The sequence below is a fragment of the Olivibacter domesticus genome (genome assembly GCF_900109575.1).
GTDB classification, from domain to species: domain Bacteria; phylum Bacteroidota; class Bacteroidia; order Sphingobacteriales; family Sphingobacteriaceae; genus Olivibacter; species Olivibacter domesticus.
This window is the reverse complement of the sequence record NZ_FOAF01000014.1, coordinates 1-12564: the sequence shown is the minus strand read 5'-3', so window position 1 is coordinate 12564 and position 12564 is coordinate 1. Positions and strand designations below refer to the sequence as shown.

Genomic DNA, 12564 nt, shown 5'->3' with positions numbered 1-12564 from the left:
AATTCGCTAATTATTTATAAGATACACCAATTGGAAACCATCATTCACAAGCCTTAACAAAGAACGAATAACTAGTAACAAAAAAACAAAAAGATGTACGAATATTTAAATGGAAAACTAGCCTTCAAATGTCCAACATATGTAGTACTTGATGTAAATGGTATCGGTTACCATATCAATATTTCCTTACACACCTTTGGAAATATTAAAGACAAGGAGTTGTGCAAGTTGTTTATTAGTTTTCAGGTAAAAGAAGATTCGCACACATTATATGGTTTTGCAGATGAAGGAGAAAGGCGTTTGTTTAACCATCTTTTGTCTGTTTCGGGTATAGGTGCTAATACAGGGCGAATGATTTTGTCATCTATTACCCCTGTCGAAATTCAAGCAGCGATTGTACAAGGTGATGTAAAACAGATACAGCGAATAAAGGGTATTGGACCAAAATCTGCTCAGCGTATAATCCTTGAATTGCAGGATAAACTTAAAAAGGAAGGTCCAGATACACTTATTAACATTCCGCATCATCAATCTGCTTATGAAGAGGCGTTAACGGCATTAGTAATGCTAGGATTTAACAAAACACAAGCAGATAAAGTACTTGCCGAAACGGTTAAGGCAAATACTACTCAGTTAACTGTCGAAGAACTAATAAAAGTTGCTTTAAAAAGATTATAAAAACTTTCTAACTTATATCCTGAATTACCAAACAAAGAAGAAACAGCCATTCGATGTTCCTCGATGAGGTGTTGATAGTCGTCTGGATTCAAAGTCTTTATTAAATATACACGAACAAATGCTTCGTAGTATTTGAGATTATATTGTTTGGTAATTAAGATTAATTGTCGTGCATGTGTAAGAAAGTCTTGATTTTCATGGCGAAGCATTTCCATATCTAAAAGTCCTGCTTGGATGCGGTTTAATGTATGAGTACTATTAATTTTTACGGCTAATTGCTGCTCTTGTTTGGCTTGCTCTATCTTCTTTGCATGGGCATAGCGATCAGCTAATGCAAAATGAAGGCATGCTTTAAAATCTGCCGTGATGTTTTGGTTTAAGTTTAGTACATAATCATTAACAGCATTTAAATAGGTGATGGACATCTCCGGATTTCCTTCTAAATTTAAAGCAATATAAGCAAGTACATAAATAAGTTGTTTATGCGTTAAATTAGTATTACGCTCAGGGTATGTACAAAACAGTTTAATTTCTTGTAGCGTATCACCTTTTAACGAGTTATGTCTATAATAATGATGAATGCTTTCAATGATTACTAAAGGATTCAATGAGAATTCTGCAAAATGCTCTCGCGGAATGGATTGTAGTATTTCTATATGTTTAGACGCTTCATCGTCCTGTAAATATAATAACTCAAAGAAAGCGAGTGAGGTATGCAATAAAATTTGCTGTCTATAGGAAAGCTTATAATATTGTAGTTTTTTTAAAGCAAGGTGATATTCAATTTCCAATAATACATGATCCAAGGCAATGTCGATAAATGCAGAAGCGGCAAATGCATCATTAAGAGGAGCTGCAATAGACGGATCTGCATGAATAACATAATCAAGATTACTGCAGGTAAATAAAATAAGGGATGCCTGATGAGGTTCAATAAAATCTATTTTCTCTATTTCATTGAAGATACTCAGATCACCTATTTCTAACGAAAATAGGATTAACCACTTTAAGATGGCTAATTTTACATGATCAGGATAGTCACTTTTTTGCATCCAGACCATCAATGCTTCATCGATATCTCCACTATTTTCTTCGATAGCTTCCTGCGCGATATAATAGGCTGCCAATACTAGCGACTTGAATTTGATCTGGTATGCCGCTCGGGTTCCCTGTTCTCGTTGGTATTCATATACAATGCCTGCATGCAGTAATTCGCTATAAATGCTATGATTTTCCTTTATAATATCATAAGCATCTTTTTTGTTCACAAATGCTTCCTCTTCCGAAAAATGTAACAGCTTTGCAAACTGCGTCAACATGACCTGCTTTTCAGCGGCAAGAGCCCCCTTTAATATGTTTTTATTTAGGTATACGGAAGCAATAGCATATTCGTCCGCAGGATTTAACTGATCTGTACGGATGGCATTCCCTTTAAGCTGATAATAATATTGAAAATGCAAAGGAGTGGCGATTACGGGGAAGTACTTTCGAGTATAGACAACTTCTTCTCTCGATGCATCATTTATTTTATCAACCAACTGCTGTATCTCCTGATTACTAAAAGGATTCAGATTGATGGCATTGACTCTTCTGGCACCTGAAAAATTAGTATACCAAAGCTTATTGGTTTCCAGATGATTTTCTATTAGATGACCGTATTTCTGCCAGGTAGAAGGTCGTAATGTAATAATAACTTTCATCCATGGATAATTGGATAGATAAGCTACCATGTCAATAAGCTGCCTGAAGACGATGTCAAATAAGCGATTATTAATTAAATTATTATTAAAGTCGTCAATGATGAGATAAAAATTCCCTGGGGCACTTTTTCTATATTCTTCTATGAAATCTTCAAAATGCTGCTGTTGAGGAAAGTTCAATAAATGGGTGAGCCATTTATTGCTATGAAAGCCGAAACCTGCAGCAAAGAACAGGGAAGAGCTGTTTACGTGAAGGATAATATGGTTGTTATTTGCCGAATGATTTGCAGTCATCTGCTTGTCTACCCAATGGGTGATACCTATAGTTTTTCCCATACCAGATGGGGCACTGATAATACAACCGGTAGATCCCGTTTTTAGAAAACGATCTATATGATCGTTGATAGATTGTCTTTCAATAGTATATAAATAAGACAATCCACTTTTATGTTTATTCGTTTGTATAGTGAACCGTGTGATATTATGTGCAGCCTGTGCAATTTCGTTCCAGGCGACGTGCTCTTTAGCCTTCTCCTGTTTAGCTTCCATTTGTTGGATGAAATCCGACCAGCCTTCGTAGCCACAATATTGAGACAGCGCGTTAAGTGTAAAGGTTGAAGGGGCGTAGCGTGCATGGGCGAAGCCATAAACACGTTTGATAGTAGTCTGACTAATAGTCTTGTGTGTTTTCGCAGAAATTTCTACGGAAAGCTTATAGCAATCCGCCGAAATGATATTTTCTATACGTGCAATTTCGAGTACTTTATCTTTTAGTTCTTGGATATGAGGCTGTAAAAATATCTTCATGCTTGGAAATTTGGTTAATTACAGTATAAATACATGAGATAAATATAGAAGTTAAAACTAACGTTGGCAACAGTTCATAGTTTAAGGGAAGTGAAAGTTTATTTCACTTCATTTAAAAAAGCTGGCGCTAGCAACGCGCATTAATGTTAATTAAAAAGACGGTATTGTTTTTTTAATTGATTTAAAATAAGTGATTTATGATGTTCCTGGACGTTATTTGATTTTTAAATAACTGTGCAATATTAAGAAATTATAAAACTGAACAATAGGAATAAGTGTGAAAAATTGTGTATAAACGGGTCAAGTTTGTTAAAAACTGAACAAAGTGAACGAAATTTTTATAACCTGAACGGACTGAACGGTCGCTGCGCGAATGAACATTGTGAACAGCTGATTCTTCATATCGGTGAAATACATTTGTATGACATTTATCCAGAAGAATTAAATGATGAAGAGGAATTGTGCATAGCCACATTTCACTTGATCTAATAATATAAACGAATAGTAAACTAATTTATTGTTATTGCATTTAATCTACTAGAAGAACAGTTTTTAATGAAATCTAGGGCAATGTTTTGCCCATTCTCTGTCTTGTCGTAGAGATGCACGGCTGTGAATTGGTGATTATTCAGTTTGATGTTGAATATTACTTAACAAGCTGTTGTATGGAAACAACTTTTACGTTCAGAAAATCTTTTTCCCATTTTGTGTTTACTGTTTTAGCAGTGTTCTTTGCCGTATTTGGTATGGCCGGGATAGGGTATGGGCAAAATAAAACTTATGCTACTTGGACACCTAATTCAGGACGTGTACAAATCGGATTGTTTGCAGGAGGCGGTGTGACGGATCCTGCTAATGCGGCGTTACCAGACGACACTTATGCAACCATGACCTCGCAAAGGACCGTTCTTTTGGCGGGGGGGGACGCATGGTTGCAACTAAAGTATCCTACCGCACAAACAGGAAATGCTATTTCGTTCATAAAAGTTTCCGAACTAACAGAATCAGGTTTAGGCCTTAATTTAGGACAACTACTTGGGACACCTAATGATATTATTATTGCTGGGTTATATCAAAATGCTTCGAATGGTACTGCAGCAGGTGACGCGGGAACAGAGATTACAGGGGCTACTATAGAAACATCGTTTATAAGAGATAATAATGGAGAGCTGTATTTAGCGGTAGCGGCTCCACAAAATACCGTGCCTTATAATGGTGTAAGAATTAGGTTGACATTTCCGCCAGAAGTAAATGTTGCTTCAACGCTTTCAATGCGCGTGCATAATGGATTTACCTTGTCAGGGACCTCTTGTGGCTTAGCTACTTATACAGATGTCGGTAAAAGTACAGGAATCAGTGTTGCGTTAACAGATGTCGTTCAAAATCCCCAATTTGCGGTAGATAGTGATCCGAATAATTATTCCACTATCAGTACGGGAACGTTGCAGGTAGCAGGTTCTGTTTTTCAGACTTTCTATTTTAATGGATTATCTGCCCCGCAGGATTATTTCAAAGTGAAGTTTGCAATAGGTGGCGGAAGTTTACTTGATCTTAACCTGATAGGTAGCTTTGAGATTCGCGCGTATAACGGCGATCAAGTCGTTTATTCTAAAAAATTACAAGGAGGCCTAATTAATGGTCTTGACTTATTAGGTTTATTGCGGAATGGAGAAACAGTAACACTTCCAATAGGGCCAGGGGTACCTTTTGATCGAGTGGCCATTGGCGTAAACACGTCGGTTGGGTTGAGCTTAGCTAGCTCGCCATTAAGAGTTTACAGTGTCGAACGTTATGGTGGAGCAAATAGCCCGGTATTAAATTGTGCTGATCCAAATCCTATAATCCCTCCTAATCCAACAGATCATATGCTCAGTCAAAAGGACTGTGCTACTAGCGTGATCTCTTCCGAGTATGCCAATTTTCCATACAATGCTGTTGATGGTAATAATGATACCTATACTACCTTGGAGGCTAGCTCTGGCACAGCAGTGGGAATTGGTTCCTATAATGGCCATATAGAATTAGGCTTTAACCAACCAAAAACAGCAGGAACAACAAGTTATATTCGTATTGATTTTGATAACGAAGTCTTAGGAGGTTTGTTAGATGGAAGTGTTGGGCAATTATTGGGAGGAGTTGTTAATAATGTTTTATTTGGAAGCCATTATTTCACAGTGGATGCTAAAAATGATGGTACTTCTGTTTTAAGCGGTTCAAGTAACACCGGTTTTTATAATACAGACGGACGGGTTAAGGTTGTTCAGGATAAACTAGGACGTTATTATATAGCAATAACCCCTAATGCTGATTACAATAGTATACGTATAACAGAGAGCCTAGGTGCATTACTAGGGCTAGGCGAAGTGCGTAATATGAATGTGTATCATGCTTGCGTATCTACAGGGTCAGAACCTTGTGAACAAGCATTTGATACCTATACGGCTTCTAACGGAATTTCTTTAGATTTATTAGGAGCAGGAAATGCAGGTGTGACGAATGCTCAACATGCTATAGATGGTGACGCGAATACTGCTTCATCTATCAGCATCGGGGCAGCAGGTGTAGCCGCCAGTGTTTATCAATATGTTGATTTTCATACATTGTCTGCTTTAACGGATCACTTCCGTGTAAAACTGAAAATGGATGGTGGATCAGTTATTTCCGCCGAAGTATTGGGAAGTATTGTCGTGAAAGCATTTAATGGCGATCAAGAAGTCTTCTCGCAACGCTTACGAGACGGCCTTGTTTCCGATTTAGATTTATTAGATTTATTGCAGGGAGGAGAAGTGTTGTCATTGCCGTTTGGTCCGGGTAGAGCCTTTGATCGAGTAGCAATAGGTATAGAATCACTGCTCAGCGCCAATGTGATCAATAATCCATTACAGGTATTTAGTATCGAGCGCTTTAGTGCCGCTTGTCCGGATCCTGAATTACAAGATCCACCGGTAACGACACCTCCTTTTAATCAAAAGGATTGTGGAACTACCGTTACTAGCTTTGAAAATACCAATTTCCCACTGAATACCATTGATGATAAAAATGATACTTATGCCACCTTATATGCGGGTACTGGTACTGCTCTTGGTTTAGGATCATTTAGTAGTCACATCGAACTAGCTTATCCAAATGCTATTCCTGCAAAAGAAACCTCCTATATCCGTATAGATTTTGAGGATGACATGCTTAATTCCTTATTGGGCGGAAGCCTTGGGGGAGCGCTTGCAGATTTAGCAGGTGGATTGGTATTGGGTAACCATTATTTTGAAGTAGCACTAAAAGATGCTGCTGGAGCCGAAATTTTCAATGCTTCTAGTGTAGATGGTTTTGATGGACAGGCGGTCAAAGTGGTAAAAGACGCTAATGGACGCTTTTATATTGCCGTAACGGCAGACGTTCCATATCAGTCTGTGCGTATAACCCATGGGTTAGCTGCTTTAATTGGTGGAAATAATACCGCTACCATGAATGTGTATAGTATGTGTAGGGAAACAGTGTTTGATCCATGTGAGCAAGCCACTTTCACTTCATTTGATGGTGACGGTCTTTCACTGGATTTATTGGATATTAGCAAAGGGGGCGTATTCAATCCTCAATATACGATTGATGAGAATTCATCCAATTATTCCACTATCAATTTAGGAATTGTAGGAGTAGGAGCGACTGTTTACCAAAACATTTATTTCAAAACAAAATCGTCGGCAACCGATTCATTGAGACTACGTGTTCAATTGGATCAACCGGGTATACTGAATCTTGATTTAGCAGGTTCCTATCGCGTGAAATTATTTAATGGTAGCGAAGAAGTATACAATGAATCACTTCAAAGCGCTCTTATTAATAATTTAGATCTATTAGGATTATTGAACTCTGGCGGCATTCAGCAACTAACAATTGCACCGGGAGTTGTATATGATCGTGTACAATTTGGTCTGCAATCAGTAGCGAGCATTAATACCAGCGCGCCAATAAGATTTTATGGAGTAAGTCGTATTTCAGACGCCTGTCCTGATCCTGATTTCTTAGCACCGCCATATAGAGATCCTGTATGTGCAGATAACTTAGTGAATTCCGAACACGTAGATGATTTACCAAATTTATTTGATGGTAATCATAACAGTTATGCAACGATCCATTCGGATGCCGGATTGACTAAATATTCTGGACATGTAGAATTTGGTTATGGTGCTGTTGTGCCGGCAGGCACTACATCCTTCGTCCGAATTGACGCGGGAGATGAAGGTCTATTAGCGTCCTTGTTGGGAGGTAGTGTTGGTAAATTATTGACAGATATAATTGGTAATGTTGTTTTAGGTAACCATTATTTTAATGTCATTGTGAAAGATGCTGCTGGAAATGAAGTGGTTACTGGGTCAAGTGAAGATTCGTTTACCGGATCTACTACAGGTCTTAATCCAAACAACCAAATTCGTATTGTTCAAGATAAGGCCGGAAGATTTTATATAGCCATTAAGCCTAATGTGGATTATAGCAGCGTACGTATTGAAGACCATACGGATGCTTTGTTATTAGGACAACATAACAGTATCAATGTATACGGAATGTGTTATGAAACCAATTTTGACGGTTGCGCGGAAGCCTTTACAACGTCCTTTGACGGTTCGGGTCTAACAGTTGGTTTAACAGGTATTGGTAGCTATGGTGTTCAAAATGCAGATAGAATATTAGATAATAACAATAATGGCGATTACTCTGAACTCAGTTTAGGTACTATCAATGTTGCTGGTGCCGTACAACAGAACGTTCAATTCAATAAGGAAGTTGCAGCAAACAGTGTTTTCAAAATTAAAATGGCTGTAGGTACCGGAACACTGGACGCGGGTGTATTCGGTAGAATTGATGTAGTTGGTTATAAAAATGGTCAAGAGGTGTATGCCGATACATTACAAAATGCCGTTGTTGGAAATGTTAATTTATTGCAATTGTTCAATAATGGAGCAGCTCCTGAAATTAAGATATCCCCTGACGTTGCCGTAGATGAAATTGCCATTCGATTAAGGTCGTTAGTGGGAGTTACGGTAGTGCCAAATGTACGTTTATATTATATCCAGCAAGATTGTGATGCAGTTTCTGGCTATGTCGGATGGAAGAGCTACACCGTGAATAATGATAAATCCATCACTTCTGTAAAAGGCGGTGAAGAAATAGAATATACTATTCATATAAAGAATACAGGAACACTTGATTTAAGCGGGTTAGTTGTTGCCGATACTATTCCGGCACATACTACTTATGTAGATGGTTCAGGTGGAACATTGGATAATAATATTGTAACCTTTGATAGTGTGAATGTTGCCGCCGGTGCTACTGCAACAGTTGCGTTCAAGGTAACAGTCAACGCTGATTTAACTGGAGTAACTGCGGTGCGTAACGTCGCTTTAGTTAAAACAGACATCAACGATCCTGGTAGTGAAACGTATCCTCCAACGGATAATACGAATCCTACAGAACCTGATACGACCGGTAATACAGGTACAGACATACCAGTGGAACAACTGAAATCGTTGGTATCATGGAAAGCATATACAGTAAATGGCGATGCCTCTATTACTTCTGTAAATGGGGGAGAGGATGTTGAATATGCTATTTATGTGCGTAATACAGGTAACCAAGCACTTACTAATGTCGTTATTTCAGATGCTTTACCTGCAGGAACTGATTATGTTTCGGGCGGTACCGAGACAGGTGGTGTTATTTCTTTCCAAATTCCGGCACTAGCTGTTGGTGAAACATCAGCAGCACAGGTATTCACGGTAAAAGTGAAAGACAACTTGACTGGTATTACTGAAATAAGAAATGTAGCTACTATAGTAAGTGATGAAGTAACCACACCTATTGAAAGTTTCCCTCCTGTAGATAATACAAATCCAACAGAACCAAATGAAACAGGCGAAACAGGAACTGTTATTGATGTTGAACCAGCAACTGGATTATTATCATGGAAAGCCTATAAAGTAAATGGCAGTGCAGATAGTACCGCCGTACGCGGAGGGGAAACTGTTGAATATAGTATATATACAAGGAATACGGGCAATCAAGATCTTAATAATGTGGTTATTACAGATCAATTGCCGGAGGGTGTAGAATATGTGTCAGGTGGCACCTTTGCTAATAATACGGTATCTTTCACAATAGCCAGCTTAGAGGCTGGTCAAACTTCTGTTCCACAGATATTTACGGTGAAGGTAAAAGAAGATTTGACAAACATTTCGATTATTCGAAATGTAGCGACTGTAGCGGCCGACTCGGTAACAACACCTATCGAAAGTTACCCTCCTACGGATAACGCAAATCCTTCTGAGCCTGATACAACTGGTACCACAGGTACGTCTTTGGATGTAACACCTCTACATGATCTTGACCTGGCGTTAACCGGTGAAAGTAATGGAGCCAATAATGGACAAGCGGTTTCAGGTAATATAATAACCTATACGATTACGGTTACCAACACCGGCAATAAGGCACTAACAAACGTTCAATTACTTGATACCGTTCCAGCGAATACAACACTCGAGAATGCGGGTGATTTTACGCCAAATGGAAATAATTTAGAACTTACCATACCAGCATTAGGTGTTGGTGAGACACAAACATATACGTTTACAGTTGAAGTAAATACGATTGATCCTGCGGTAGTGACTGCTATAGATAATAGTGTAACGGCTATCTATAGGAATGAGGATGATACTGCTGATAAATCAGAGACAGCTACGCATAGCATGCCTACAGATTGTACGCCAATTAATGCCACAAACATTACGTTAAGTGGCGGTGCAGATCCTATTTGTGCGGGAGCTGAGGTAACCTTGACGGCGACCTTCTCAGGATTGACTACTACACCTCCAACAGGCAATGCGGTAAAATGGTATGATAATGAAGCATTGACAGGAACACCATTAACAGGTCTCTCTATCACGATTAATCCAACGGTAACTACAACTTATTACGTCGTTGTAGAAGGTGAAGGGTATTGCTTTAACAATCCACCGGCGCAAACTAGCGTAACAGTGTCTCCTACACCAGAGATACCTACTATTGCTATAACGGGAGCAAATCCTATCTGCGAAGGTGAGTTTATTACTTTAACAGCTAGCGGAGATGCTGATTCTTATAAATGGTTTAACAATAGTGTTGAAATCCAAGGAGAGACCTCGCAAACACTAGATGTGAGCGTGGCCGGTCAGTATACAGTGGTAGCGGTTAATGCTGGTGGTTGTGAAAGCGATTTCTCGGCAGCAGTTACTGTTGATGTGACTCCTCGTCCAGTACAGCCAACTATTCAGGTGGATGGAGCAAATGCTATATGTGAAGGATCAGAAGTAATTTTAACTTCAAGTGCAAGCATTGGCAATCAATGGTTCAAAGATGGTGCGGAAATTCAGGGAGCTACGCAACAAACACTGACGGTGACGGAAGCCGGTACTTATACCGTAATTGTTACTGATCCTACAAGCACTTGCGTAAGCTTACCTTCGGATGGAGCTGCTATAACAGTAAATCCAGCGCCTACAATTACATTAAATGGCGATCCCGCAATTTCTGCTAAAGTGGGTGAAGCGGTCCAAATCCCTGGTGTTACAACAGACCCAGCAGGATTGACCGTGACTTGGTATGATAATGAAGGGAATATAACAACAAATTTAACACCTACATTTACTATTCCGGGTGTATATACTTATACAGCCATTGCAAGCAATGGTGATTGCTCTGCTTCTACTACGGTTGTTATTACCGTTTATGATGAAAATGCTTGTCCTCCATTAGTAGAGCGTGTATACGCTAATACGCAAACTTGGAGTGCAGTACTTACGGGCGATGTTGAGAATCCTGGTAATGCGGTAGATGGCAATCCACAAACGAATTCTACATTAAGAACATTAGTGGGTGTGGCTGGAATTGGTAGTGTACGTCAAAACCTAGTATTTGCTCAGCAGGCGGAGGCCGGTACACCTGTAACTGTCAAACTTGGCAAAGAATTGAGTGCTGTAGGGGTGTTAACAGGTGTTTCTGTAGTAGGTTTAGATTCTGCTGGCAATGAAATTGGCGCACCTCAAAATGTTCAAGGTGGATTGCTTGACCTTCTGGTAGGGGATAATGTTGCAGAATTTACATTTGTGCCGGCTGATAATACCGGGCCTAAAAATTATAGAGGCGTACGTGTGATACAGGCGGCGGTATTGAGTCTTGCGCAAAACACCCGTGTCTATGGTGCTTATGTTACTAGGAACAGTGCAACAAATGATTGCGCTCCTGTTGCGCCAAACGTGAAGCCAAATGTGATCGATGTATTACATGGTGTAAGGGATATTGGTTTGGGAGCATTAAGTGCTACTTCATCTGTCACAAGTCCATGGAATGCCGTTGATAATGATACTACTTCTTATGCTACGATTTCAAGGGAAGTGGCAGTATTAAATGAAGCGTTCTTAACAGTAGCCTTCAAATCACAAAGCCAACTAAACGATTCGATCAGAATCGTTACCGAGGTTCCTAATGATCCAATATTACAGGTAGAACTTTTAAAAGGATACAAAATTCAACGTTACCTGGGTAATACACCGGTAGGTGAACCACTAGATGAGCAAAGTGGTTTACTAAATCTTAAACTATTAGGTAGTAGTCAACGTGCTGCGATTATTGTGGCGCCAACAAATGAGCCTTTTGATCGTGTATCAATAACTTATGGTAGCGTGGCAAGTGTACTTGGAAATAGCACCAATGTATATGATGTTAATTTAAAACCGACCATTAGCCCTGTGGTTAATCCTGATGGTGATCTGGTATTGTGTCCGGATGAGCCAATTGTGTTGAACCAAGTTGATAGTTGTACAATATATAAAATCTTTGATGCTGTAATTGGTGGTAATGAATTGGAGACAACGGATGGATTATCATTTACATTACCAGCCGATCTAGCTCCGGGTGAATATACCTTCTATGTACAGGCTGTTCGTCAAGGGTGTGATGTTGGAGACAGGGTTCCAATCGCTGTCACAATTAGCGCAAAACCTGAAATAGTTTTGCAACCTACTAGCTTAACTTTAGCACCTGGTCTTAGTGCTTCCTTTAATGTCGAAGCAACCGGTACTGACTTGAGCTATCAGTGGGAACAATTAGTGGGAACTACTTGGACTACCCTTCAAGGTGAAGTTGATAGTACCTTTAGCGTTACTGTTCCTTCGGATTCTGCCGGAACTATATATACTTATCGTGTAGTTGTATCTTCTGCTGCAGGTTGTGATGTGATTTCTGCAGAAGCTACACTGACTGTAGGTAATCAAGAAATAGATTTCTCGAAGAGCAACCTAGCAGTAACAAAAGATAATGCGGTAGCAAACGGAGTGGATGAGAACGAGGTAAC

The 12564-nt window shown here is 39.3% G+C and carries 3 protein-coding genes; 2 read left to right on the top strand and 1 reads right to left on the bottom strand.

Annotation, left to right across the window (positions count from 1 at the left end; genetic code table 11):
• The first annotated feature begins 93 nt into the window (after positions 1-93).
• Entirely contained in the window at positions 94-678 is a 585-nt protein-coding gene (gene ruvA / locus BMY50_RS26145; protein ID WP_093332254.1) for a Holliday junction branch migration protein RuvA, read from the top strand.
• Here ruvA and BMY50_RS26140 read toward each other — a convergent pair.
• Positions 630-3185 (bottom strand): hypothetical protein, encoded by a 2556-nt coding sequence (locus BMY50_RS26140; protein ID WP_093332250.1) that lies wholly within the window; start codon positions 3183-3185, stop codon positions 630-632. The genes ruvA and BMY50_RS26140 overlap by 49 nt on opposite strands.
• Before the next feature lie 665 nt (positions 3186-3850).
• Here BMY50_RS26140 and BMY50_RS26135 point away from each other — a divergent pair.
• Positions 3851-12564, top strand: an 8714-nt coding sequence (locus BMY50_RS26135) for a DUF11 domain-containing protein (protein WP_162276676.1), incomplete at its 3' end; no start/stop codon positions are given.

Bases quoted from the DNA above. Each gene is read 5' to 3' on its own strand.
- ruvA (WP_093332254.1), top strand. From the start codon at position 94: ATGTACGAATATTTAAATGGAAAACTAGCCTTCAAATGTCCAACATAT.
- BMY50_RS26140 (WP_093332250.1), bottom strand. From the start codon at position 3,185: ATGAAGATATTTTTACAGCCTCATATCCAAGAACTAAAAGATAAAGTA.